General features: G+C 69.2%; 25 protein-coding genes and 2 pseudogenes. 16 read left to right on the forward strand and 11 right to left on the reverse strand.

Annotated elements, in window-relative coordinates; genetic code table 11:
- Positions 1-63: 63 nt before the first annotated feature.
- The gene (locus ACZ3HV_RS22530; protein WP_465686937.1) at positions 64-804 is read left to right on the forward strand and encodes an alanyl-tRNA editing protein; all 741 of its coding nucleotides are present in this window, start codon (positions 64-66) and stop codon (positions 802-804) included.
- An 8-nt stretch (positions 805-812) separates the two neighbouring features.
- Here ACZ3HV_RS22530 and ACZ3HV_RS22535 read toward each other — a convergent pair whose 3' ends face one another.
- A complete protein-coding gene (locus tag ACZ3HV_RS22535; RefSeq protein ID WP_465686938.1) occupies positions 813-1,187 on the reverse strand; it encodes a DUF5997 family protein in 375 nt (124 codons plus the stop codon).
- 32 nt (positions 1,188-1,219) lie between these two features.
- On the opposite strand from ACZ3HV_RS22535, the gene ACZ3HV_RS22540 reads away from it, so the two are divergent.
- Together ACZ3HV_RS22540 and ACZ3HV_RS22545 are read left to right on the forward strand one after the other, a co-directional pair.
- Entirely contained in the window at positions 1,220-1,942 is a 723-nt protein-coding gene (locus ACZ3HV_RS22540) for a LysR family substrate-binding domain-containing protein (protein WP_465686939.1), read from the forward strand.
- 32 nt (positions 1,943-1,974) lie between these two features.
- The gene (locus tag ACZ3HV_RS22545; protein WP_465686940.1) at positions 1,975-2,493 is read left to right on the forward strand and encodes a VOC family protein; all 519 of its coding nucleotides are present in this window, start codon (positions 1,975-1,977) and stop codon (positions 2,491-2,493) included.
- Between the two features lie 29 nt (positions 2,494-2,522).
- Here the strand turns inward: ACZ3HV_RS22545 and ACZ3HV_RS22550 are convergent, their stop codons facing one another.
- Complete coding sequence (locus ACZ3HV_RS22550; protein WP_465686941.1) at positions 2,523-4,514, reverse strand: GMC oxidoreductase; 1,992 nt, start codon at positions 4,512-4,514, stop codon at positions 2,523-2,525.
- Between the two features lie 117 nt (positions 4,515-4,631).
- Here ACZ3HV_RS22550 and ACZ3HV_RS22555 point away from each other — a divergent pair, with 117 nt between their 5' ends.
- Positions 4,632-5,729, forward strand: a complete 1,098-nt coding sequence (locus ACZ3HV_RS22555; protein ID WP_465686942.1) for an aldo/keto reductase — start codon at positions 4,632-4,634, stop codon at positions 5,727-5,729.
- On the opposite strand, the gene ACZ3HV_RS22560 is transcribed toward ACZ3HV_RS22555, so the two are convergent.
- Both ACZ3HV_RS22560 and ACZ3HV_RS22565 read right to left on the reverse strand, forming a co-directional pair.
- The gene (locus tag ACZ3HV_RS22560; RefSeq protein WP_465686943.1) at positions 5,716-6,306 is read right to left on the reverse strand and encodes a TetR/AcrR family transcriptional regulator; all 591 of its coding nucleotides are present in this window, start codon (positions 6,304-6,306) and stop codon (positions 5,716-5,718) included. The two genes, ACZ3HV_RS22555 and ACZ3HV_RS22560, sit on opposite strands and share 14 nt — an antisense overlap.
- A gap of 202 nt (positions 6,307-6,508) precedes the next feature.
- Positions 6,509-7,519 (reverse strand): hypothetical protein, encoded by a 1,011-nt coding sequence (locus ACZ3HV_RS22565; RefSeq protein ID WP_465686944.1) that lies wholly within the window; start codon positions 7,517-7,519, stop codon positions 6,509-6,511.
- A gap of 62 nt (positions 7,520-7,581) precedes the next feature.
- On the opposite strand from ACZ3HV_RS22565, the gene ACZ3HV_RS22570 reads away from it, so the two are divergent.
- Complete coding sequence (locus ACZ3HV_RS22570; protein ID WP_465686945.1) at positions 7,582-8,193, forward strand: TetR/AcrR family transcriptional regulator; 612 nt, start codon at positions 7,582-7,584, stop codon at positions 8,191-8,193.
- Here the strand turns inward: ACZ3HV_RS22570 and cpt are convergent.
- Together cpt and ACZ3HV_RS22580 are read right to left on the reverse strand one after the other, a co-directional pair.
- A complete protein-coding gene (cpt, locus tag ACZ3HV_RS22575) occupies positions 8,181-8,714 on the reverse strand; it encodes a chloramphenicol phosphotransferase CPT (RefSeq protein WP_465686946.1) in 534 nt (177 codons plus the stop codon). The genes ACZ3HV_RS22570 and cpt overlap by 13 nt on opposite strands.
- Complete coding sequence (locus ACZ3HV_RS22580) at positions 8,711-9,964, reverse strand: MFS transporter (protein ID WP_465686947.1); 1,254 nt, start codon at positions 9,962-9,964, stop codon at positions 8,711-8,713. The genes cpt and ACZ3HV_RS22580 overlap by 4 nt, the downstream gene beginning before the upstream one ends.
- A 96-nt stretch (positions 9,965-10,060) precedes the next feature.
- Here ACZ3HV_RS22580 and ACZ3HV_RS22585 point away from each other — a divergent pair, with 96 nt between their 5' ends.
- The 5 genes and pseudogenes from ACZ3HV_RS22585 (at position 10,061) to ACZ3HV_RS22605 (ending at position 14,061) form a co-directional block, all read left to right on the forward strand.
- Positions 10,061-12,061, forward strand: coding sequence for a potassium transporter Kup (locus ACZ3HV_RS22585; protein WP_465686948.1), 2,001 nt, complete (start codon positions 10,061-10,063; stop codon positions 12,059-12,061).
- Between the two features lie 3 nt (positions 12,062-12,064).
- Positions 12,065-12,274 (forward strand): annotated as a pseudogene (locus tag ACZ3HV_RS22590) (AraC family transcriptional regulator); the annotation flags it as partial.
- 79 nt (positions 12,275-12,353) lie between these two features.
- A pseudogene (locus ACZ3HV_RS22595) lies at positions 12,354-12,683 on the forward strand (FAD-binding oxidoreductase); the annotation flags it as partial.
- Between the two features lie 48 nt (positions 12,684-12,731).
- Positions 12,732-13,484, forward strand: coding sequence for an FAD-binding oxidoreductase (locus tag ACZ3HV_RS22600; protein WP_465686949.1), 753 nt, complete (start codon positions 12,732-12,734; stop codon positions 13,482-13,484).
- A gap of 16 nt (positions 13,485-13,500) precedes the next feature.
- Entirely contained in the window at positions 13,501-14,061 is a 561-nt protein-coding gene (locus ACZ3HV_RS22605; protein WP_465686950.1) for a dihydrofolate reductase family protein, read from the forward strand.
- Here the strand turns inward: ACZ3HV_RS22605 and ACZ3HV_RS22610 are convergent.
- Complete coding sequence (locus ACZ3HV_RS22610) at positions 14,058-14,681, reverse strand: maleylpyruvate isomerase family mycothiol-dependent enzyme (RefSeq protein ID WP_465686951.1); 624 nt, start codon at positions 14,679-14,681, stop codon at positions 14,058-14,060. The two genes, ACZ3HV_RS22605 and ACZ3HV_RS22610, sit on opposite strands and share 4 nt — an antisense overlap.
- Positions 14,682-14,849: 168 nt before the next feature.
- Here ACZ3HV_RS22610 and ACZ3HV_RS22615 point away from each other — a divergent pair, with 168 nt between their 5' ends.
- From ACZ3HV_RS22615 to ACZ3HV_RS22635, 5 genes are all read left to right on the forward strand, one after another.
- Positions 14,850-16,064, forward strand: a complete 1,215-nt coding sequence (locus ACZ3HV_RS22615) for a helix-turn-helix domain-containing protein (protein ID WP_465686952.1) — start codon at positions 14,850-14,852, stop codon at positions 16,062-16,064.
- A gap of 201 nt (positions 16,065-16,265) precedes the next feature.
- On the forward strand, positions 16,266-18,110 hold the full coding sequence (locus ACZ3HV_RS22620; protein ID WP_465686953.1) for an NHL repeat-containing protein: 1,845 nt from the start codon (positions 16,266-16,268) through the stop codon (positions 18,108-18,110).
- Positions 18,111-18,140: 30 nt separating this feature from the next.
- Positions 18,141-19,370, forward strand: a complete 1,230-nt coding sequence (locus ACZ3HV_RS22625) for a DegT/DnrJ/EryC1/StrS family aminotransferase (protein ID WP_465686954.1) — start codon at positions 18,141-18,143, stop codon at positions 19,368-19,370.
- On the forward strand, positions 19,370-20,116 hold the full coding sequence (locus ACZ3HV_RS22630) for an amidohydrolase family protein (protein WP_465686955.1): 747 nt from the start codon (positions 19,370-19,372) through the stop codon (positions 20,114-20,116). Before ACZ3HV_RS22625 ends, ACZ3HV_RS22630 begins: the two co-directional genes overlap by 1 nt.
- Complete coding sequence (locus ACZ3HV_RS22635; protein ID WP_465686956.1) at positions 20,110-20,841, forward strand: amidohydrolase family protein; 732 nt, start codon at positions 20,110-20,112, stop codon at positions 20,839-20,841. The genes ACZ3HV_RS22630 and ACZ3HV_RS22635 overlap by 7 nt, the downstream gene beginning before the upstream one ends.
- A gap of 59 nt (positions 20,842-20,900) precedes the next feature.
- Here the strand turns inward: ACZ3HV_RS22635 and ACZ3HV_RS22640 are convergent, their stop codons facing one another.
- The 3 genes from ACZ3HV_RS22640 to ACZ3HV_RS22650 form a co-directional block, all read right to left on the reverse strand.
- Positions 20,901-21,437: a GNAT family N-acetyltransferase gene (locus tag ACZ3HV_RS22640; protein WP_465686957.1), complete on the reverse strand. Its 537-nt coding sequence runs from the start codon at positions 21,435-21,437 to the stop codon at positions 20,901-20,903.
- A 55-nt stretch (positions 21,438-21,492) separates the two neighbouring features.
- Positions 21,493-21,822, reverse strand: a complete 330-nt coding sequence (locus ACZ3HV_RS22645) for a hypothetical protein (protein WP_465686958.1) — start codon at positions 21,820-21,822, stop codon at positions 21,493-21,495.
- Between the two features lie 67 nt (positions 21,823-21,889).
- Positions 21,890-22,744, reverse strand: coding sequence for a CPBP family intramembrane glutamic endopeptidase (locus ACZ3HV_RS22650; RefSeq protein ID WP_465686959.1), 855 nt, complete (start codon positions 22,742-22,744; stop codon positions 21,890-21,892).
- Between the two features lie 60 nt (positions 22,745-22,804).
- On the opposite strand from ACZ3HV_RS22650, the gene ACZ3HV_RS22655 reads away from it, so the two are divergent.
- Positions 22,805-23,221 carry a YkvA family protein gene (locus ACZ3HV_RS22655; RefSeq protein WP_465686960.1) on the forward strand — a complete coding sequence of 139 codons (417 nt, stop codon included), beginning with the start codon at positions 22,805-22,807 and terminating at the stop codon, positions 23,219-23,221.
- A 20-nt stretch (positions 23,222-23,241) separates the two neighbouring features.
- Here the strand turns inward: ACZ3HV_RS22655 and ACZ3HV_RS22660 are convergent, their stop codons facing one another.
- The gene (locus ACZ3HV_RS22660; protein ID WP_465686961.1) at positions 23,242-23,808 is read right to left on the reverse strand and encodes a TetR/AcrR family transcriptional regulator; all 567 of its coding nucleotides are present in this window, start codon (positions 23,806-23,808) and stop codon (positions 23,242-23,244) included.
- Positions 23,809-23,844 lie beyond the last annotated feature (36 nt).

Here is a 23,844-nt window from a genome sequence, read left to right on the forward strand (position 1 = left end):
TGGCGCGACGCCACGTTCGATGGCTTAACAAACGTAAGGGCCGGTTGCTAGATTCGGATGATCATGGGCGGCGAGATGAATCGGCACGGGCACACGCATCGGCTGGACCTCGAGGATGCGTCGGTGCGGGAGTGGGAAGCGACGGTGGTCGGCGTCGATCCGGAGCGCGGGATCGTGCTCGATCGGTCGGCCTTCTATCCAGGCGGTGGCGGGCAGCCGCCGGATCAGGGCGTGTTGTTGTGGGGCGGGGTGCGGACCCGGATCGCCGGGACGGTCAAGGGTGACGATCTCTACCTGGTGCCGGAGGAAGGTGATCCGGTGCCGCCGGCCGGCACCGCCGTCCGCGGTGCGTTGGACGACGAACGCCGTACGGCGTTGATGCGGACGCACTCCGGACTGCACGTGCTGACCGGGGTGGTGTTCCGCGACTTCGGCGCGCTGGTGACGGGCGGCAACATGGAGCCGCTCACCGCCCGGATGGACTTCGATCTCGCCGAGGTGCCGCCCGACTTCAAGGATCGGGTGGCCGAGGCGGTGAACGCGGAGATCCGGACCGATCGCCGGATCACCGTGAGCAATCTGCCGCGGGACGAGGCGTTCGCGATCCCGGACATCATCCGCACCGCCACGAACCTGCTCCCACCCGATATCGAGGTGGTCCGGATCGTCGACATCGCCGGCCTGGACACCCAGGCCGACGGCGGTACGCACGTCGCCTCGACGGCCCTGATCGGCCGGATGGACGTGGTCAAGATGGAGAGCAAGGGCCGGGGCTTCCGCCGCCTCCGGGTCCGCCTCAGCTGAAGGTCAGCTCAGGAGCGTGACTTGTTCTTGAGCTCGGCCTCCTGACGGCGGACCTCGGCCTGGGTGGCGCGCTCACGCTCCAGCCAGTCGGGGTTCTCCGATCGGATCTCCTCGATCTCGTCCGTGGTCAGTGCCTCGGTGATGCCCGCCCGGGCCAGGCCGCTGATCGACACGCCCAGCCGCGCCGCCACGACCGACCGCGGGTGCGGACCGGTCCGCCGGAGCTCGCGCAGCCACTCGGGCGGGTCGGACTGCAGCGCGTTCAGTTCGTCGCGCGACACCATGCCCGCCTGGAACTCCTCCGGAGTCGCCTGGAGGTACACGTCCAGCTTCTTCGCCGCCGTCGCGGGCTTCATGGTCTGGGGAGTCTTGCGCGCCGTCATGGGAGCAGCGTAACGCCCGGTAACCTGACTGGGTGACCGGACAACGCTCCTTCCGGCTGGGCTACGTGCCCGGCGTGACACCCGCCAAGTGGGTGCGGATCTGGACCGAGCGGTTGCCCCGGGTCCCACTGGAGCTGATCCAGGTCACCGCCGCCGACGCACCCGCCTTGATCCGTGCCGGCCAGGCCGACGCCGCCCTGCTCCGCCTGCCGATCGACCGCGACGGCCTCCACGCCATTCCGCTGTACGTCGAGCAGACGGTCGTCGTGATCCCGAAGGATCATTTGGTCACGGCGGCCGACGAGGTCACCACCGAGGATCTCGCCGACGAGCTCATGCTGTACCCACAGGACGACGTACTCGATTGGGATCGCCCACCGGGACGGGTGATCGACGAGCGACCGGGCAGCACCGCCGATGCGGTCGCTTTGGTTGCCATGGGCACCGGGTTGCTCGTCGTACCGCAGTCGCTGGCGCGGCTGCACCACCGCAAGGACCTCACCTACCGGCCGCTCACCGACGCCCCGGAGTCGCAGGTCGCGCTGACCTGGCCGGAGGGCGAGCCGTCGGAGCTGATGGAGCAGTTCATCGGCATCGTCCGCGGACGGACGGTGAACAGCACTCGCGGACCGGCTGAGAAGCCGGCCACGACGACCCCCAAGAAGGCGACCAGGAAGACCCCGGACAAGAGTCAGCCGAAGTCGGGGAAGCAGGCTCCGGGCGGCGGGCGGCGGAAGCCTTCGCGCCGGCGCTAGCATTCGGTTGAGTCTTCAACTATTATGGCGGCATGGCGATCTTCCGGTTGAATCACGCGGTGCTGTACGTGCGCGACGTGGCCGAGAGCGTGGCGTTCTACCGTGACGTGCTCGGCTTCGGTTACACCGAGGGCGGCGATGCGCTGCAAGGCGCCGCGTTCCTCCGGGCTCCGGGGTCGACCAACGACCATGACCTCGGGCTGTTCCAGATCGGGTCGCAGGCCGGGCCGTCCGGCGCCGGCCGGTCGACGGTCGGGCTCTACCACCTGGCGTGGGAGGTGGACACGCTCGGCGACCTCGAGGATCTCGCGACGACGCTGAGCGAGCACGGCGCGCTGGTCGGGGCGTCGGACCACGGGACGACGAAGTCGCTGTACGGCAAGGACCCGAACGGACTCGAGTTCGAGATCGTCTGGATCATCCCGGCCGACCTGCTCACCGACGACGACCGGCAGAAGGCCGGCGTCAGCCGGCTGGACCTGGCCGCGGAGGTCGCCAAGTACGGCCGCGACGCCCGCAGCGGCGTCGGCATCTCCCGCATCCTCGGCTGAAACCAGCCCTCACTCGGCTGAACCAGCCTTCAACGGGTCAGATGCTCTGCGATCCGGAGTGAGCCCGCCAGAACAGTCAGTACTGGGTTCACTCCGCCGTTCGTCACGTGCACCGAGGCATCGGCGATCCACACGTTGTCGTGTCCCCACACGCGCCCGTACGGGTCGGTGACGGATCGCGCCGGGTCATCACCCATCCGGCACGTCCCCGCCTGGTGCTGACCAGCACTGGCCCGGCCTGGCGTGCCGACCGCACCAACGGCAGTTCGCACCGCACCGGCCTCCTCGAGCCACTGCCGGGCCTTCGCGCTCATGAAGCCGTGCGCCCGCACATCCTCGGGATGAATCGATCCGCTGATCACGACCACCGGGTTCCCGAAGCGGTCGACGACCCTGGGATCGACTCGTACGCGCGACTCCGCCGACGACACCTCCTGGATCGGCCCGACCACCCGCAGCATCCGCCGCGCCTCATGCCGCATCGCCGCCTTCCCGGCCGCACCGGCCGGCGGGATCAGGCCCGCCCCGGCCAGATAGTCGTACGTCGCAGCCGGCGTCGGCACGAACTCGTTGGCCAGCATCCCGCCGCCGATGATTCCGTCGTTACCGTGCCGGAAGTCGCACGTCGCGATCGACACCCCGGGCCCGACCAGATCCATCACTTCGTCGTCGAACAGCCCGACAGCCCCGGCGTACACATGGGCCTGCAGGTGCCGGCCCACCTGGTCCTGGTTGTTGCCGAGGCCGTTCGGCTCGCCGTCGTGGGCACTGTTCAGCAGCAGCCGCGGTGTCTCGGAGGCACCCGCGGCGACCACTACCTCCGCGCAGTCCACGGTCCGTCTCCAGACGCCGCCGTACCCGTCGTCGGCCACTAGCGCGACACCAGTGACCCGGCCGGACTGGTCGGTGACCAGGCGCTCGGCCGTCGTCTCGGTGACCAGCGTGCAGCGGCCAGTGGCGAGTGCGGCCGGCAGTGCGGTGTTGTGGGTGCCCGACTTCGCCTCAACCGGGCAGGCAAAGCCGACACACTGGCCGCACCGGACACAACTGGCCCGACCGCGGTAGTCGACCGAGTTGATCAGCAGGGGTACGGCGAGCGTCCCCCACCCCAGCCGGTCCGCGGCGGCAGCGAGCCGATCAGCCGGACCGGTCCGCGGCATGGGCGGCATCGGCAGCGGGATCGACCGTGGCTCGTGCCAGGGGTCCACTCCGCCACCGCTGACCCCGAAGCGCTGTTCGGCCAACGAGTAGTACGGCTCCAAGTCGTCGTACGTGATCGGCCAGTCGGACAAGGCGCTCCCCTCGGGTACGCCGTACGTCGTGGCCATCGTGAAGTCACGGGGAACGAACCGCCACGCCTGAGCGCCGTACACCCGCGTGCCGCCGCCGACCGTGAAGGCGTTGTTGCCCCAGCCACCATCCGGCGGCAGAACCCGAGCCGGTACGCCGTCAACCACAGCGACCCGTGGACGTCCCTGCGGATCGGGGTCGGTCACGGCCGGCAGCCCGGCCACGGACCGCGGGTTCCGAAGGTGGTCGTGTGTGAGCGACGCTGTGGTCGGATAGCGACCCAGCTCCACGACCAGCACCGACCGCCCGGACTCGGCCAGCACCTGCGCGGCTGCTCCCCCGCCCGCACCGGAGCCGATGACGACACAGTCGTACCGATCCGCCAACGCCGAGCGCGGAGTGATGGTCAGCTCGGTCTGAACCGTCTCGAAGTCACCGGTCTGCCAGCCGATCACCGCCCAAGCCTGCGGATCCGCGTAGTACCCCTGCAGCACGAGCCGAACGAACCATGCGCCATCGGCGTCCGCCAGCACCGCGTCGAGGTCCGGCTCTGGTCCGGCGACTTCCAGCGCCCGCTCCACGCGCTCCAACCAGTCCGGCCGGTCGAGCGTCAGTACCCGCTCGACGAACGCCACCGCTCCGACCTCGGCCGCCGAAGGAAAATCATCCGCCGGTACGGCGACCTCCGCCAGCCGCCCGAGCACCATCCGCTGCTGTTCAGACAAGATCACGCCCCAAGCCAACCAGAAAGCTACCGTTGGCCCGTGAGCGACCGTCCTCCACGGCGGCTGCACCGCGACCTGACATTTGTACTTGCCGGTCCATTTTCTCCGAGCAATGCTCGGCGCATGGCACTTGATGACTATTACCTGCTCGGGCGATCGGGGCTGCGCGTCAGCCGGCTGGCGCTGGGCACGATGAATTTCGGGACGTCCGGCTTCCACGCGCCGTACGGGAAGACCGAGGACGAGGCGCGGGCGATCTTCCGTGCGTACGTCGATGCCGGAGGCAACTTCCTCGACACGGCCGACTTCTACACCGCCGGCGAGAGCGAGACGATCCTCGGCAAGCTGATCGCGGAGGCCGGGATCCGCGAGCGGATGGTGCTCACGACCAAGGCGACCAACAGCGTCGACCCCGGCGACCCGAACGCGGGTGGCAACGGCCGCAAGCACCTGATCCGCGCGCTCGACGCCTCACTGCGCCGGCTCGGCACGGACTACGTCGACATCTTCCTCCTGCACACCTGGGACCGGATCACTCCGGTCGAGGAGGTCCTGCACACGCTCGACGACCTCACTCGAGCCGGCAAGATCCGGTACGCCGGACTGTCCGACGTCCCCGCCTGGTACGCCGCTCGCGCCCAGACCCTCGCGGACACGCAGTCGCTGACGCCGATGGTCAACCTGCAACTGCCGTACTCACTGGTCGAGCGGACGATCGAGACCGAGCACGTCCCGGTCGGACAGGAACTGGGGCTCGGCATCACGGCCTGGAGTCCGCTCGGCAGTGGCTTCCTGACCGGGAAGTACCGGCGGGACGACGCACAGGGTGTGACGGGCGACGGGCGTCTCACCGGCGATGGCGCACCCGTGCGGAGCTGGAGCGATCGGCACTGGGACCTGCTGAAGACCGTGGAGTCCGTTGCGGACAAGCTCGGCGTGACGATGGCCCAGGTCGCCATCAACTGGGTTGCGACTCAGCCTGGTATCGCGTCGGCCATCGTTGGCGCGAGCCGGCCTGAGCAACTGCAGTCCAGCATCAAGGCTCTCGACTTCGAGCTGCCGATCGAGCTGCGGACTGCAGTCGACGAGGCCAGCGCCGTACCGCCGGAGTCGGTGTATCGCATGTTCACGCCGGAGTACCAGGGCTGGCTGGTCAACGCGGGTGCGAAGGTCGCCGACAAGCCCGCCGGCCATCGGCCGCCCGTGCTCAATTGGAGCTAGCGCGCAGGTAGTCCAGGCACAGATCCAGGGCGTACTCGAGATGCTGTGCCGAGCCGCTGGACATCAGGATGGCGACGCCACCCTGGATCGCGGCAATCAGCGCCGCGGACGCGCGGGCGGGATCCACGTCGGAACGGATCTCGCCCGCGGCCTTCATCTCCTCGATGCCGGCCTGGATCCGGTGCTGCCACTGGGCCAGCAGCTTGGCGGTGACCGCCTGCGCCGCCGGGGTGTGCCGGCCGATCTCGGTGATCAGCACGCCGAGCGGGCAGTTCACGCCCTGGCGCCGGTACTTCTCGACGACGACGTCACGCCACTCCCGCCACGCGTCCCACGTCGTCAACTGCCCGAGCTGCGGCTGTTGATCCTCGAGGACCCGGTCGGCCTCACGCTCGGCCACCGCCAACAGCAACTGCTCTTTACCGTCGGGGAAGTAATGGAACAACTGACTCTTCCCGGTCCGGCTCCGCCGCCCGACGTCGTCCAACGTCACCAAGCTGATCCCGCGCTCCCGAATCTCGGCCGCCGCCGCATCGATGATCCGCCCCCGCGTCGCCTCACCCTTCGCTGTCAGCACCCCACAACTGTACCCACCGGTTCAATCAGTGACTGGATGCGGACGGTATGGCGCCTCCAGTTCGGAGCGTTCTTCAGGGGTCAGGGTGAGGGCGGTGGCGCCCAGATGCCACTCCCGCTCCACCCGTGCCGAACGTCATCATCCCCAGGCAGATCCGCGAGATCCGCAGACCGGTCGCCCCGAGCCGCACCTGCTCCATCGCTCAGCGCCGCCCCTCGTTCACCTCGGCGAGCTTGCCGAAGACCCGCTTCGGCGTCAGCCGGCCGTCGTCGCCGACCGCGACCAGCCCGTACGACGACAGGTCGAGATCGTGCCGTGGATCGTCCGGGCGGTGCCGCAGCTCGTAGCCGGCGAAGCTGAACCAGAACGCCGCCGCCAGCTCGATCCGCTCGAACTCCTCGACGAGTTCCAGCAGGTACTCCACTTGTTCCTCCTCGTCGCGCTCGTAGGATCCGTTGATCGCCGGCGGATCGACGGAGCGGTCGACGATCATCCAGCCCGATCCGCCGCGATCGGCCGCGCCTTTGTAGGCACAGCAGCCGAACTCGGTGACCGCCACCGGCTTGCCCCACTTCAGCCGGTCCCGCAGCTCGTCGCGGAAGGTCGCCGCGTTGGCGGCGTCGCGATAGGCGTCGACGCTGACGATGTCGAACAGCTCCCAGTTCACGTCCTCCCACATCCCGGCGGCGTAGGTGATCCGGCCGGCGAACACTTCACGGGCGGCCGTGACCAGTTGCTGCTGGACCTCACCCCAGCGCGAGAGTCCGGCGTACAACTCGGCCATCTTCGCCTGGTCGGTCCAGGTGGCCGGATCGGCCATCGTCGCGAGCCGCTCCCCCGACGTCTCGCCCGGCACGAAGCCCTTGCAGAACACCGAGAGCTCGCAGCCGAGCACGAGTACGACGTCGCCCCGGCCGGACTGCCGCAGCTTCTCCGCCCGCGCGCCGCAGTCGGCCAGGAAGGCGATGAACTCGTCGGGCTCGAGGTCCATCGGCATCGGGGAGAACCACAGGTCGAGCCCGGCTCCCAAGGCCGCCTCCCCCGCCATCTCCAGCCGATCGGCCTCGGTCCCCACGACCCGGACCGCGGGAGCGTGCAGCGTGCCCGCGATCAGTGTCATCTCGTCGCGCACCGCACCCGGGTCGAAGCGGTCGCGCGTGGTGCGACCGTCGTACCGCAGGCCGGTGTCGTAGTTCACCCCGATGGAACGCATGACCCGCAGCCTAGCAAGCGAACTCATACTCAGTACATCTTTTTATCCAGTATGGTTAACCGGTGGACCAGCACGCCGCGCACGGCCGCCGGGAACGGAAGAAGGCCGAGCTCAGGACCCGGATCTCCGAAGTCGCCACCGCGCTCTTCCTGGAGCGCGGGTTCGACGACGTCTCGGTCTCGGAGATCGCCGAGGCCGCCGACGTGGCCCGGCCGACCGTGTTCGCGCACTTCGCACGCAAGGAAGACCTCCTCTTCGATCGCTACCCGGAGGCGGAAGCCCTGGTCGTTGCCGCAATCAACGACCGCCCGGCCGGCACGTCCGCGGTCGCCGCCCTGTCCACGCTCCTGACCGACCTGGCCGACCAAGGCCATCCGTTGTCCGCGATGCGCGCCCAGTTCACCCGTTTCTGGGGGGTGGTCGCCGAGTCCCGCGCCCTGCAGTCCCGAGCCCGCGAACTCCTCGACCACCTCGAGCAGGCAATCGCCGCCGCCATGGATCGCACCGACGTCCCCGACGCACCGCTCACCGCGGCCCTCACCGTCGCGGCCTACCGAACCGTCCATCTGGAGTCGGTACGGCGCATCCTCGCGGGCGACGACGCCGACAAGGTCGCCGCCGATCACCGCCGGCGGATCAGCAGCGCACTCGCCCGGGTGGACTACGCCAGATAGCGGGCGATCGTACGGGCGCAATCGATGGACTCGGCGTGGGCGCTGTCGACCTCGACGTCGTACGTCACGCCCTCGTGGACGATCAGCGCCTGCTTCTCGGCCATGCCGACAGCGCGGTCGCCCCGGGCGAGCTCGCGGCCCGCCACGACCTCGGGTGCGCAGCGAACGCCCACCCACAGCGTCTCGACGTCACCGATCGCATCGCGCCACCGTTGCTGCGAACCGCCGCCGCCGAGGAAGACGTCGTCGATGATCACCCGTCCACCGGCCCGGCACATCGCGATGATCCCGGTCCTCCAGGCGGCTTCCAACTCCATGAAGGCAGGCCCGACCGACACCTCGCCGTCCGGCCCGATCTCGAGCCCGCCCGCCGATCCGTCCATCGCCGCCGGCATCGCGTCGACGAAGTCGTCCACGCTGAACGCCAGCCACGGCTCGGCCAGCACCGCCTGCAGGCAGCGCACGATCCCCGTCTTCCCGGAGCTGGAACCACCGTTGATGATGATCAGTCGAGCCGTCACGGCTGCAAGGCTAGTTGTTCGTCCGTGGTCTCCTCGACGGGTTTGTTCTGGCGGCGCGCCAGCCCGAGGAACGGCAGTGCGAGCAACTGGATGACGGCTGTCAGCAGGTACGCCGGGCCGTAGCCCCAGAGGTCGGCCGAGCGGCCGAGGGTCGGCTGGATGACGACGCCGCCGGCGGAGGCGAGCAGGTTGTCGGACGACAGGACCGTTGCTCTCTGAGCGGACGGGATGTGGCTGTTGAGGTACGCCTGGCGCACCGGGGTCATCGCGGCGAACATCGTGCCCCAGACCATCAGCAGACCAAGGGCGACCCAGAACGACGTCACCAGACCGATCAGCGCGATCACGGCACCGGAGGTACCGATCGCCACGACCAGGATCAGGATCCGGTCCCGGAAGATACGGGCCACGTACGACGCTGAGGCGCCACCCGCGATCTGAGCACCGGCGACGATCCCTGCGGACAGACCGGCGATGGCGTAGGAGTCGGCGTGTCCGTAGAGCTCGAGCAGATACGGCTGTGCGGCGTAGAAGCCGTACACGCTGGCCCCGGCTGTGAACGGACCAGCGATCATCAGCCAGCGGACCGGCGGATTCAGCAGCCCGTGCCGCAACGAGGCCCGCAGGATCCCGCCCATCTCGGACCGCACCGAGACCCGCGGCTTCGGCGTGAAGCCGATGTCCCGCATCGCCCGCCACGCCACCGCGAAGGTGACCGCGAGCAGGACTGCGCGAGCGACGTACGGAACACCGAGGTTGCTCACCTGCGCGAGCAGCCCGCCGCCGACCGAGCCGGCCATCATCGCGATCCCGCTCGCCATCTGCCCCTTGGCGAACGCGTCGTCGAGAGACCCGCGGTAACCGGTCGCGTGCAGCCCGTCCACCAGCCACGCCTCGGTCGCACCGCTGAAGAACGTGAATCCGAGGCCGAGCAGCATCGACACCACCGCCCACGGCACGAACGACGCGTGCGTCTGCCACAACACCAGGTAGAGCAGCGTCGACCCGAACAACGTGACCGTCCCGAGCAGGTACGACGTACGCCGCCCGACCGTGTCCGCGACGACGCCGGTCGGGACCTCGAACAGCACCATTCCCACGGTGAAGAACGCGTTCGCGGCGAACGCCTGACCGATGCTCAGACCCGCGTCCAGCAGGAACAGCGTGTTGATGCCCCAGATCATCGACGACGCACCCGTCGACACCACGGCCAGCGTGATGTAGGTCCGCAGTACCCGCTCCGGTGTCATCGGATCACCTCCTCCGTGTCACCCGCTACGTCGGAGTCAGCCGCCGGATCTCGACATCCCGCCGCCTGGATCCGCGGCGCTGTATCGTCCGGTGCCGTGACGGAACCCCAGCAGCCGGGCACCGAGGACACTCCGGGTACCGCCGGAGCCGGTGCCAGTGACCCCGACGTCGGGGCCGGTACCGCCCACCCGAGTCCGAACCTGCACGACACGGTCAAGCTCGCGGTGGTGGTCGGCGCGCTCGGCGTGGTGTTCGGCGACATCGGGACCAGCCCGATCTACACCCTGCAGACGGTCTTCAACCCCGAGGACCCGCACCCGGTGCCGGTGAGCAACGACAACGTGTTCGGGGTGGTGTCACTGATCTTCTGGTCGGTGATGATCATCGTCACCGTCACCTACGTGCTGCTGGCGATGCGCGCCGACAACGACGGCGAGGGCGGCATCATGGCTCTCATCACGCAGTTGCGCCGCTGGGGCTCGCAGACCGGCGCCCGGGCCGCGGTCGTGCTGGCCGCGGTCGGCATCTTCGGTGCGTCCCTGTTCTTCGGCGACAGCATGATCACGCCGGCCATCTCGGTGCTGTCCGCGGTCGAGGGGCTCAAGGTGGTCGAGCCGTCACTGGGCCAGTACGTCGTACCGATCACCGCAGTGATCATCATCGCCTTGTTCCTGGTCCAGCGCCGCGGCACCGAGGCGGTCGGCCGGGTCTTCGGGCCGGTCATGATCGCCTGGTTCACGGTCATCGGCGTGTGCGGAGTCACCGGCATCGTCGAGCACCCCGGGATCCTCAAGGCGCTGTCACCGACGTACGCGCTCGGCTTCCTGGCCGGGCATTTCCACATCGCGTTCTTCGCCCTCGCGGCGATCGTGCTGTCGGTCACCGGCGCCGAGGCGCTGTACGCCGACATGGGCCACTTCGGCCGCCGCGCGATCACCCGCGGCTGGCTGCTCCTCGTCCTCCCGGCCTGCACACTGAGCTACTTCGGCCAGGGCGCGCTGATCCTCAAGGACGAGGCGAACATCAGCAGCCCGTTCTTCCTGCTGGTGCCGGACTGGGGCCGGCTGCCGCTCGTGCTGCTCGCGACCGCCGCGACCGTGATCGCCTCCCAGGCGGTGATCACCGGCGCGTACTCGGTCGCCTCGCAGGCCGCGCAGCTCGGCTACCTGCCCCGGCTGCGGGTCCAGCACACGTCGGCGACCACGATCGGCCAGATCTACGTCCCGTGGATCAACTGGCTGCTGCTCGTCTCGGTGCTGACGCTGATCTTCGCGTTCCGCAGCTCGGCCGCCCTCGCCTACGCCTTCGGGATGGCGGTCACCGGCACGATCACGATCATGACGCTGCTGTTCTTCTACGTCGCGCGGCACCGGTGGAACATCCCGAGGTGGCTGATCGGCATCGGCGCGACGCTGCTGCTGTCGGTCGACATGCTCTTCGTCGCGGCCAACCTCACCAAGCTCGTGCACGGCGCGTGGCTGCCGCTGCTGATCGCCGTCACCGCGTTCACGATCATGACCACCTGGCAGCGTGGCCGCGCCGTCGTCACCACCGAGCGCGAACGGACCGAAGGGCCGCTACAGGAGTTCGTCGATCAGCTGCGCTCCGGTGCGCTGCGTGCCACCACCGTCCCCGGTACGGCGATCTTCCTCAACCGGGGCAACCTCACCGCTCCGCTGGCGTTGCGGGCCAACGTCGAGCACAACCAGGTCCGGCACGAGCACGTCGTGATCGTCTCGATCGAGACCGAGCCCGTCCCCCGGGTCGCGGGCGACCGGCGGGCGGTCGTCGACGACCTCGGGTACGGCGACGACGGGATCTCCCACGTCACCGCGAAGTTCGGCTACATGGAGACCCCCGACATACCGGCCGCCCTGGCCACCCTCGACCCGGCCGACACCGAAGGCCTCCTCGACCTCGAGAAGGCTTCCTACTTCCTGTCCAAGATCGAGCTCCGGCGCGGCCCGGAGAACACGATGGCCGGCTGGCGCAAGCACCTGTTCATCGCCACCTCCCACATCACCGCCGACGCGGCCGAGTTCTTCAACCTGCCCCGCGACCGCACCGTCATCATCGGATCCCATATCGAGGTGTAGACGATGGACCAGACGTACGACGAGAGCCCGCCGGTGCCCGCACTGGCCGGCCTCGTCCGGACCGTCTGGATCCAGCACACGGGATCGCGGCCCTACCCACAGCGCGATCTGCCCACCGGCGGTGTCGAGCTGCATTGCCCGATCGGCGCCGTACCGAGGCTGGTCGGGCCGCTGACCCGGGCGAAGGTGCAGCTCCTGCCGCCGAACACGACGATCGTCGGCGTGCGCTTCATGCCGGGCGCGGGTACGCCGTTCCCCGGCGTACCAATATCGCGATGTCCGGCCGAAGGCGATCGCCCGGTGTGCGTCGGTCGAGGACGTCGTCCAGGCTCTCGCGTACGCGCGGAACTCCGGGCTGCACGTCGTACCGCGGGGTGGCGGGCATTGCTTCGCCGGGCGATCGTCGACCGACGGTCTGGTCCTGGATCTGTCGCCACTCAACGCCATCTCGGTCGGCGCGGGCGATCTGGCAACCATCGGTGCCGGGGCGCGGCTGGCGCAGGTCTACGAAGAACTGCACCGGCACCGGCTGACCATTCCGGCCGGTTGCGGTCCGACCGTCGGGATCGCCGGGCTCGCGCTCGGCGGCGGGCTCGGGCTCCTCGGCCGCCGCTACGGGCTGACCTGCGACCGGCTCGTTGTTGCCACGGTCGTGCTCGCGGACGGCAGCGTGGTGACCTGCGACGAGCAGCATGAGGCTGACCTGTTCTGGGCGTTGCGCGGGTCGGGCGGCGGCCAGTTCGGCGTGGTCACGTCTCTGGTGTTCGCTGCTGTGCCTTCGCCGGCCGCTACTCGCTTTGTGCTCAGCTGGCCTCGTGAGCAAGCGGCCGCGGTGATCGCCGCCTGGCAGGACTGGGCTCCCGACACGGCGGATGAGATCACCGCCAGCCTGTCGGTCACGCTGTCAGAGGTGCAGATGTTCGGCGCCGCCCTTCGGCCACAACTGCTTGACGATCTGGCCGTTCCGAAGCCGGTCGTCGAGCTCCGCGACGGTCTCAGCTGGCCGGAGCTCAAGCGCAGCCTCTCGGAGGGAGACCCGGACGATCGCGTCCTCACCAGCAAGTCCGAGTTCTTCCGGAGCGCGCTCCCTGACGACGCCGTCGACGAGCTCCTCGCCCACGGTTGCGAGCTGAACTTCACCCCGATGGGCGGCGCCTACAACCGCGTGCCCTCCGATGCGACCGCGTTCGTCCACCGGGGCGAGCGCTTCCTCCTCGAGCACGTCGGCACCGACGGCGAGCAGGTACGCCGTTCGTGGGCCATCGCGCACCCACAGGCCTCAGGTCGCGTGTACCCGAACTTCCCCGATCCCGACCTCGCCGACTGGGCCGAGGCCTACCACGGTCCCAACCACGCACGTCTGGCCGCCATCAAGCATCACTACGACCCCGACCGGGTGTTTCACTTCCCGCAGTCTCTCTGACCACAGGAGCTAGCCGATGATCGTGCTCTACATGACCATGTCACTCGACGGATTCGTCGTCGGCCCGGACGACAGTCGCGAAGAACCGATGGGACGCGGCGGCTTCCGGCTGTTCAACTGGCTCGACGACCGCGCGTCGGACGGTCCGAGCGGACAGGTGTACCGCGAGGCCATGTCCACCGGTGCGCTCATCGCGGGCCGGCGTACGTTCGAGCACGCGGGCCGGTGGCAGGGTGACCACCACGACGGCGTACCGATGTTCATCCTGACCCACAAGGTGGACGAGGACGACGTACCGCCGGGGAGCGCTCACTTCGTCACCGATGTCACCGAGGCAGCGGCCCGGGCGAAGGCAGCCGCGGGCGACCGCAACGTCATGGTCCACGGCGCCGGCGCCGCCCAGGCTCTCTTGCGCGCCGGCCTACTCGACGAGCTGGAACTCCACGTCGTCAACGTGCTGCTGGGCCAGGGCCGCCGGCTCTTCGACAACCTGCCGGCGGAGTACATCGAACTGGAGCAGGTCCGCCAACTCGTCGACCGCGACGTCACCCACTTGCACTACCGGGTCGTGCGCTAGAGCCAGGGAGGCAGTGGCTCGGCCGGAGTCCCGTCGGCGCTGAGCACACCGTCGTACGAACGCCCGGCGAGGTACGCCGCGACCTCCGCCGGCGGACCCGTCACCTCGGGTACGTCGCCCCGCTTGGTCCGGATGTCCGCAGCCAGAGCCTCGAGGAAGTCCGGCGGGAGATCGGCGAAGGTCACGCCCGTGCCGAGATCGACGGCGTGGATCATCACCTCCCGGCTTCGCATCCATGGCGTCACGGTCGCGGGGATCTCCACCCCCTGGGCCGAGCGCACCGTCGCCTGCCACTGCTCGTCGGACAGCTCGGCCATCGCGTCCGCGAGGACCTGCGCCGACTCCTCGAACCACGCGAGCAGCTCATCGACCGGCCGCAGTGCGCCCGCCTCGATGTCCGCGCTCCGCTGCTCGGGCGAGGCGTACATCGGCCGCTCGTCGCCGGTCTTGGCCCAGTAGACGAGGTTGCCGATCGCCTCCGCGTTCAGCGAGAGGTGAGCGGCGACATGCTTCCGGCTCCACCCGGGCAGCAGCGACGGCCCGTCCAGGTCCACCAGCGCCGTCCGGCACAGCGCCGTACCCTCGGCAATCCACTCGTGCGTCCGCATCAGCCGACTCATGACCGAAACCTAGCGGACCAAGCCGATGGGGTCGAAGAGCACCGCTTCCGCCACGCTCCGTCAGCCGAAGCGCACCTGATCGACTGATCACCCCCGCCGTACGGCGCGGGTTCTTGCAGCGATGTGGTGATCTGGTGAAACTGAGCCGATGAAGGAGGGGGCCCAAACATGGTGACGACGATCGGTGTTGTCGGACCATCGGACCTGGTCAACTCCAGCAGCCGGATCATCGGGGCGCTGCGCGGAGTCGAGGTCGTCCCACTGCCGTACCGGCGCGAGACGGACACGCCGAAGGTGATGGCCGAGGCACCGCCGAGCGTCGACGCCTGGCTGTTCACCGGTGTGGTCCCCTACCAGCTGGCTGCCGCGAACGACCTGCTCGACCGCCCGGCCGCTCACGTCGAGTACACCGGCGCCACGTTGATGCGGGCGCTGGTCCAGTTGCTCCGCGAAGGCCGCGACGTCACGTCCATGAGCATCGACGTACTGGACGAGGCTCAGGTCCGCGAGACCTTCGACGAGGTCGGCCTGCCGACCCGCAGGATCCGGGTGTTGCCGTATCGCCCCGGGCTCAGCTCGGACGACGTGATCGACTTCCACCGCAGGGTCGGCGCCGATGTGGCGATCACCTGCCTGCGGTCGGCGTACGAGAAGCTCCGGACCGAGCAGACCACGCTGCGGCTGGCGCCGTCGGTGCACTCGGTGCGGGCCGCCGTGAACAGTCTGCTGCTCGTTCACGACGCTTTGCGCAGTGACGATGCGCAGATCGCGCTCGGCCTGGTCGAGATCGCCGAGGCCGGAGAGAGCGCGCTCCGGCGGGAGGCCGGCTCGCTCGGCGGCAGCGTCATCCGGTACGACGACAAGCGGTATCTGCTCGTCACCACGCGCGGACCGCTCGAGCAGGCGACCGCAGCGTTCACCGAGCTGGCCATGCTGAACCGGCTCAAGGAGCAGTTCGGACCGGTCCGGATCGGTTTCGGCATCGGCGGCTCCGGGACCGAGACCGAGGCCTTGGCCCGGCGAGCGCTCGGCCGCGCGAAGTCGTCCGGCCGGACCGCGGCCGTGGTCTCGCTGCGCAACGACATCGACCTCGTCCTGGTCGGCGGCGCGGCGCCGCGGGCGCAACAGCGGTCGAAGCTGCAACTGCTCGCCCAGCGCGCCGGGCTGTCCAAGGCCACCCTGGAGCGACTGCAGGAGCTCGTGCACACCACGCCCGAGGACGGGCTGACGACCCGGTCCGTCGCCGATCACCTCGGCATCCAGCCTCGCACCGCCCGCCGGGTCCTGAACCGGCTGGAGCGCGCCGGTCTCGCCGACGCCACCGGCACCCAGCTCGGCAACGGCAGCGGCCGGCCGCTGGTCGTCTACCGCGTTCATCTCTGATCCCTCCCTCATGACACCGCCTCACGTGTTGACGCACCAACGCACGTCCGGCTAATTTCAGCCATGACCGTAATTCGCTGCGTTCTGTCCCGGAGGCCTTGTGGACAAGCGATTCGCACGGGGATTGATCACTACTCTTGTCAACGGCGATGCCCTCTACACGATCAAGGGCCGTGACCTGGTCCGGATTGGCAACCTCCGATGACGCTGCCCAGCTTCGGGCCTGCCTGCCTGACCGCGGCCGTGGTCGCGATGGCCGTCCACGACGGGCGCGCGTACCTGATCAGCCGGGGCGTCGTGCCGCCGCGACTGACCGAGCTCGACCTCACCACCCGGCGCGTGACCCGAACGGTCGAGCTTCCGGTCGGCGAGGGCGGCTGGGGCATCACCGTTGCCGCCGGCAAGATCTACGTGGGGCTCTACCCGGTCGCCGACGTCTACTGCTTCGACCCCGCCGACGGTTCGCTGACCCGGGTCGGCAGCCTCGCCGGAGCGGGGGGCTTCGTCTGGGACCTGGCCACGGCACCGGACGGCCAGGTCTTCGCGGTCAGCTACCCCAACGGCACGGTCTGGCAGATCGACCCGAGCACCAACGCCGTCACCCGGCTCGGCACACCGGTCACCGGAGCCCAGTACGGCCGGTACGTCGGTGCCGCAGGCAATCTCGTCTACGCCGGGATCTACACACCGTCCCAACTGGTCGGCTACGACCGAACCACCCAGACCTTCCGCGACCTGACGCCCGAAGCCTCCCGCGGCCAGAACTTCGGGCCTTTCGCCGCTACCACCGACCGGATCTACGCGGGCAGCAGCGGATCGCTGCTCAGCATGACGCTCGACGGCACCGACGTCCGCAGCGTTCCGCTGCCCGCCGGCGAGACCAGCATCGATGCGATCACGGTCACCCCGGACGGCACGGCGTACGTCACGACCAGGACGTCCGGCACAGTCTGGTCCTGCGGCCCGAACGACACGACCCTCACCGCGGTGGCGACGCCGGCGCCCGCGGACGAGCACCGGCGCCTGCTGCTGCTCGACGCGAACACGCTGCTCGGCTCGACCGGCTCCGGCGTGCTGTGGTGGCTCGACCTGACGACCGGCTCCGTCGAACTGCTCGATCTCGTGGACGCGGGCTTCGTTCCCGAGCCCGACCAACCACAGTCGATCGTCCTCGGCGACCCCAATCTGTACGTCGGTGGGCATTGGGTCATCACCGAGCACCGGCTCAGCGAACGCACCACCAGCCGGATCCGGGTCGCGGGAGAGGCGAAAACGCTCACTTGGCTGCGCGGGGAGCTGTACTCCGCGCTCTATCCGAGCACCGAGGTGGTCCGAGTGCACCCACGCACCAAGGAGGTCCACAGTTTCGGCACGATCGGCCACGACCAGCTCCGGCCGTGGCAGGCGGCGTACGACGCGAAGTCGAAACTGCTCGCGATCGCCTCGGCACCCGGCACTGGCAAGCTCACCGGCGCACTGACGCTGCTCGACATCGAGACCGGCAAGCTCGACGTTCACTACGGCATCCTGCCCGATCAGAGCGTGCTGACGGTCTCGATCGTGGACGGTATCGCGTACATCGGCGGCGACGTGGTCGGCGGTGGCGGCAGCACGCCGACCCGGACCGCGGCCGCGATCGCCGCCTTCGATCTGTGCGAGCGGAAGCTGTTGTGGACGGTCGAGCCGCTCGCCGGAGAGCGCTCTATCCAGAGTGTCGCGGTGCACGACGGCGTCCTGTACGGCGTCCTCAAGCGGACCAGCGGCGGCTGGTTCACGTACGACCTCAGGACGAAGGCCGTGGTCCGCGGCACGAACAAGCTCTCCGGTTACGGCCAGCTCCACACCGACCGGACCGGGGTCTACTGTGAGACGAACTTCGGCGGGAACCTGTACCAGCTCGGGCCTGGGCTCACCGAGGCGAAGCTGCTGGTGAACAAGCTCGGCGACGGGTGGTTCACGGTTCCCCAGCTGACGCCGGTCCGTGGGGCGCGGCACCGCGTGTGGGGCCTGGCCGACCGCGACCTCGTCCAACTACCGTTGCCGTAAGCAACATCAGACGATGTGAGGATTGTTGCGATGGACAAGAGTCTGCTCGCCCGCGACGGCGGGACCCCGGTGCGCTCGGTCCCGCTGCCGTCGGTGATGAACGCCACCGGCCGGCGGTTCGGCGACGACGAGGTCAAGGCCGTGGAGCGGGTGCTCCGCAGCGGCATGCTGTCCGCGACCTGGGGTACCGAGGTGCCGGCGCTCGAGCTGGAGTTCGCCGGCCTGCTCGGCGGCGGGTACGCGGTCGCCTGCAGCTCGGGTACGGCGGCTCTGCACCTGGCCGTGGCCGCGGTCGACCCGGAGCCGGGTGACGAGATCATCACCACGCCGATCAGCGACATGGGCACGGTGTTCCCGATCATGATGCAGAACGCCGTACCCGTGTTCGCCGACGTCGACCCGATCACCGGCAACCTCGACCCCGCCTCGGTCGCCGCCGCCATCACGCCGCGCACCAAGGCCGTGATCGTGGTGCACCTGTTCGGCAAACCCGCGCCCGTGCGGGAGCTCCGGGAGCTCTGCGACCAGCACGGAATCCTGCTGGTCGAGGACTGCGCCCAGGCGTATCTCGCGCCCGTCGGAGACACGTTCGTCGGGCGGATCGGGCACATCGGGTGCTTCAGCCTGCAGCAGACCAAGCACATCAGCGCCGGTGATGGCGGCCTGACGGTCACCGACGACGCCGCGCGGGCCCGGCGGATGCGGCTCTTCGCCGACAAGGGCTGGCCGCGCGACACCGACGAGCGGACGTACCTGTTCCTGTCGCTGAACTACCGGATGACCGAGCTGGTCGCGTCGGTGACCCGGGCGCAGCTGACCCGACTGCGCGGCGTCGTGGCAGATCGTCGTACGTCGGCTGCCCGGGCATCGGCCGGGATCGCTGACCTGGCGGGGATCACCGCTCCACCGGACGGCGGCGACCACGTCTACTGGCAGTATCCGTTGATCCTGTCGCCTTCGGCTGGCGATCTGCACGAGTGGGCGGGAGCGCTCTCCGCTGAGGGTGTTCCGGCGAACGGTGGGTATCTGACCGGCCCGCTGTACGCCGCACCCGCCGTACGGGAGCGTCGTACGTACGGGGAGTCCGGATTCCCGCTGCAGGACGTGTCGTATCCGGTCGGTCTGTGTCCGAATGCCGAGGACCTGATCAACCACCGGCTGCTGGTCCTGCCCTGGAACGAGAACTACACCGAGGCCGACGTCGACGACATCGTCACGGCGATCGGCAAGGTCCACAGCGCACTGGCCCAGGAGGCCTGATGACCGACGCTCCCTTGCTGCTCGACGCTCCCCTGCTGCTCGACTGCGACGTACTGGTCGGGCATGACGTGACGACCGGGCGATGGGGCCGGGCCGAGCGGGTGCAGGAGGTGTTCAAGGCCACGGGCATCTCGGGTGGGGTCGTGTCCGCGTTGCGTGCGGTGCACTTCGACGTACCGTCCGGGAACGCCGGGGCGCAGCAGGTTGCCGAGAGCAACGGTTGGTCGTGGTGCTCGGTGCTGGACTTGCGCGATCCGCTGGGCGCGGAGCGCGAGCTGGAGCGGATGCTATCGCTGAGTGAGCCGCCGCGGGCGATCCGGCTGGCGCCGACCGCGCAGAGCGTGGAGCCTGGGTATCCGTCGTTCGAGCATGTGGTGCGGCTGTTGGTCGAGGCTGGGCTGACGATCTTCGTGGAGGGCGACGTACGGAAGGTGGGCCCGGCCCTGCGTGGCCTCGGCGCGCGGGTTGTCTTCCTGGACACGCACTTCTACTACCTCGGCGATTTCGTCGTCATGGCGCGGACGGAGCCCGGCTTCCACACCTCGACCCGGATGCTCACCGGCCCCGACTCCCTCGAGATCGTCGCCGCGGAGGTCGGCGCAAACCGCTTGGTCCTCGGTTGCCGGACCCCGTTCCACGAAACGCATTCCGTCGTACGCCGGCTGCTCACCTCCAAGCTCACGCCCGCCGAGATCGCCCAAACCGGCAGCCACAACCTGACCACCCTCCTGGAGGCGCCATGCTGATCGACGTGCACGCCCACTGGGGACCGTGGTTCTTCTCGATGGACACGGCCAGCATCGACGTCAACATCGACCTGATGGACCGCTTCGGCATCGACATCCAACTGGTCTCGGCCATCGAAGCCATCGTGTACGACGCTCCCGTCGGCAACCGCTCGCTCGCCGCACAACTCCCCGCCGACCCCCGGCTCCGCGGCATGCTCGTCGTCGACCCCCGCCGCCTCGACGAGGCCCGAACCGACCTGAACGAACTCCTCGCCGGCGACGGCCGGGATCACTGGGTCGGCGCGAAGATCCACACCGAGTACAGCCGCACGCCGATCGACTCCCCCGCCATGCAGGCGGCCATCGAACTCACCACCGAGTACGGCCTCCCCACCCTCGTCCACACCTGGGCCGGCAACGTCGTCGACCTCGCCGACGCAGCCGCCCGAGTCCCCGGCGCCCGAGTCATCGCCGGCCACATGGGCGCCCCGGGCTGGCCTCTCGTCCCCGAAGCCGCCTCCCGCTCCGACCGCATCTGGTTCGAACCCTGCTGGTCAGCCCCCGAAGCCCACCGAATCCGCTGGATCCTCGACCAGATCGGCCCCACCCGCCTGATGTTCGGCACCGACGCCACCCTGATCGACCCGTCCGTAGCAATAGGCGCCTTCGAAGCCGCCAACCTGACCCCCACCGAAGAAGCCGCCATCATGCACCAAAACGCCACGGACCTCTTCGCCCTCTAACCCACCCCACGCACGCCCCGCACCACCTCACCTGCTTCCCCATGTGAGGGGATAGCCGGTTAACCCCTCGGATGGGTGGGGGCCAGGAAGACGACGATGTCGTGTTCGGGGCCGCGGGGCTTTGGTTCGGTCCAGCCGGCGTGGCGGTAGAAGGCCAAGGTGGCGTGGTTCTGGTTCCAGGCAAGGAGCCAGGCGCGTGGCTCCTGTTCCGTCGCCAGGTCTAGCAAGCGGCGGCCGAGCCCAGTCCCCCGGGCACTGCGGAGTACCCCGAGTTCATCGATCTCGAAGGCGTCGATCAGCAGGGCCTCGACCTGCTCCCGGCCCAGGCGGTCGAGGACACTCCCGTACGAGCGGTCCGTCCGGAACGGCGCCTGGGTCCGCCAGCCGGTCAGGAAACCGGCGATCCGGCCGTCCTCCGACCGCTCGATCCAGGCGCGGAACCCGTCCCGGAGCGCATCGCTGTCCAACCGCTTCCGGAACGCGATCCGGGTCTCCCCGGGATCGCGGCGCGCGAACGGTGGCGCCGTGAACACCTCGACGTACGCCTCCGTCAGTTCATCCGCGATCCCGAGCACATCCACCCCATAGGTCTGCACCGCCTCAACGTATCCGCAGCCAGGGCGCACCAAGCGGACCGGCGGCGGCCCCCGGTCAACTCCTCGGTGGTCCGCTCGTGGCTGGAGTCGGCGTGGGCTCCGCGGGTGCAGAGGACGCGGCGAGTGGGGCCGGCGCGGTGGCGATCGACTCCAGTTCGGTGCGGAATTGGGGGAGCATCCAGCGGAAGGGCTGGTCGAGGACGCGGGCGATGGTTGGTTCGTCGACGCGGAGGAGGGCGCCGATTCGGGCTAGTGCGTCCGGTTCGTCGGTTGCGGCGTACAGGAGGTGGACGACCTCGTGCCGGTGGGCGAACACGGCGAGCGCCGCGGCCGCCAGTCCTGCGTCGATTTCAGGCGGACCAGTGATTTCCCCGTTGACTGTCACGTCACCATCAACCCGTCAGCGGGCCGATCGGTTACGTGTCAGTCGTTCCACTGACCTCGAAGACGCCTCAGCTCGGCAGCCAGGAGACCTTGCCGAGGAGGTACGTCGCCCCGATCAGGGCGGTCGTGTCGATCAGGGTGTGCGCCACGACCAGCGGCATGATCCGGCCCCAGCGGCGGTACAGGTAGGTGAAGATCACGCCCATGATCACGTTCCCCGCGAATCCGCCGAGCCCCTGGTAGAGGTGGTACGAGCCACGGACCAGCGCGCTGGTGGCGGTCGCGCTGCGTACGGACCAGCCGAGTTGGTCCAGGCGGTGGTTCAAGTAGCCGAGGACGATGACTTCTTCGAGGACGGCGTTCTGCGCGGAAACGGCGATCAGGATCGGGATGCGCCACCAGTAATCGGGCAGCTGGGACGGGTCGACGGTCAGGTTCACGCCGGTTGCGTGTGCACCGATGTAGAAGACCAGTCCCGCTCCCCCGATACAGGCGGCGACCGCCGTACCGCGGCCGAGGTCCCGCATCCGATCACGCAGGTCGAAGCCGATCGCCCGGAAGGATTCACCACCCCGCGCCAGGAAGTGACCGACCAGGGCGACCGGTACGAGCGCGTTCACCACCGCGAACACCTGCCAGGTCAGATCCAGCCACGGCCGCCCCGGCGCCCGCGACCCCACGATCACCGCCGTCTGCCCGCTGATCGGCTTGGCCGAGGTCAACACCCCCGCGAACGAGATGATCGCCGCCACCCCAGAAGCCCCCAAGGACAGCGCAAGCACCAACCAAACCTCCCGAGTCACCACCCGCCGCCCAACCCCGGACGGCAGGACGCCCTTGGCCGGTGAGGGCGCGGGCGCGGTGGGGTGGGCGGTGGGTGGGTCGAGTTCGGCCGGGTTGGGGGGATCGGCGGGACTCGTCACGGGACCAGTATTGCCTGGGGGTCCAGGGAGAGCAGGACGGGTGAGGGCGAGAATGGCCGGGTGAGTGGGGCTTGGTGGTCGGTGGTGGCGGCGGTTGGCGGCGGCATTGTGCTGTTGTGGGTCGCGCTGATCGTGGCGCTGTGGTTCGCGCGGCCCGATGAGCTGCGGATCCGTGACGCGTTGCGGCTGCTGCCGGATCTGGTGCGGCTGCTGCGACGCCTGGCCGCTGATCGGACACTGCCTCGCGGGGTGCGGGTGCGGTTGTGGATCCTGCTGGTCTACCTGGCCGTGCCGTTCGACCTGGTGCCCGACTTCATCCCGGTGATCGGGTACGCCGATGACGCGGTGATCGTCGCGTTCGCGCTCCGGTCGGTGACCCGCCGCGCCGGGCCTGCTGCCTTGGATCGCCACTGGCCCGGCACACCCGACGGTCTGGCCGCCGTACGTCGCCTCGCCGGGCTCCCCGCACCCGCCTGAAACCCGCCCGCGGCGCCGGCTCAGGTCTTGAGGAGGTGGATCAGGTGGTCCAGGAGGTCGGCGGGTTCGGCGGCCAGGTTGAACTGGGACTGGATCTGAAGGCCGTCGGAGAGCGCGATCAGCAGGGCCGCGATGGTCGCGGGGTCGGCTGACGGGGTGAGAGTGCCGGCGGACTGGCGGGCACGGACGGATTCGGCGAGAGCCTCGCGGAGGCCGGTGTAGCGGTCGACGAAGTAGTCGTGGGCGGTGTGCTGCGGGTCACCGGCCTCAGCGGAGAAGGTGGAGTAGAGCTGGACCAGACCTGGTACGTCGCCGTTGTGCCGGATGATCGCGATCAGCTTGTCGATCAGATCCGACTGCTCGAAGCGCTCCAGATCGGCCTCGTCCCGCGCCCGGAGCACCGCCTCGAACAGCTTCTCCTTCGACCCGAAGTAGTGCAGCAGCCCGGCCTCGCTCAGCCCGACCGCGGCCGCGAGCTCACGGGTCGAGGTGTTCCGGTAACCGTGCCGGGCGATCACCTCGAGCGCGGCTTTCAGGATCTCCTCGCGCTTGGCGACACCCTTCGCATACGGACCTCGGGACGGCATGACGAGGATGCTACCGACCATCCGCCCGAAAACCTA

Source organism: Kribbella sp. NPDC020701 (assembly GCF_055562215.1).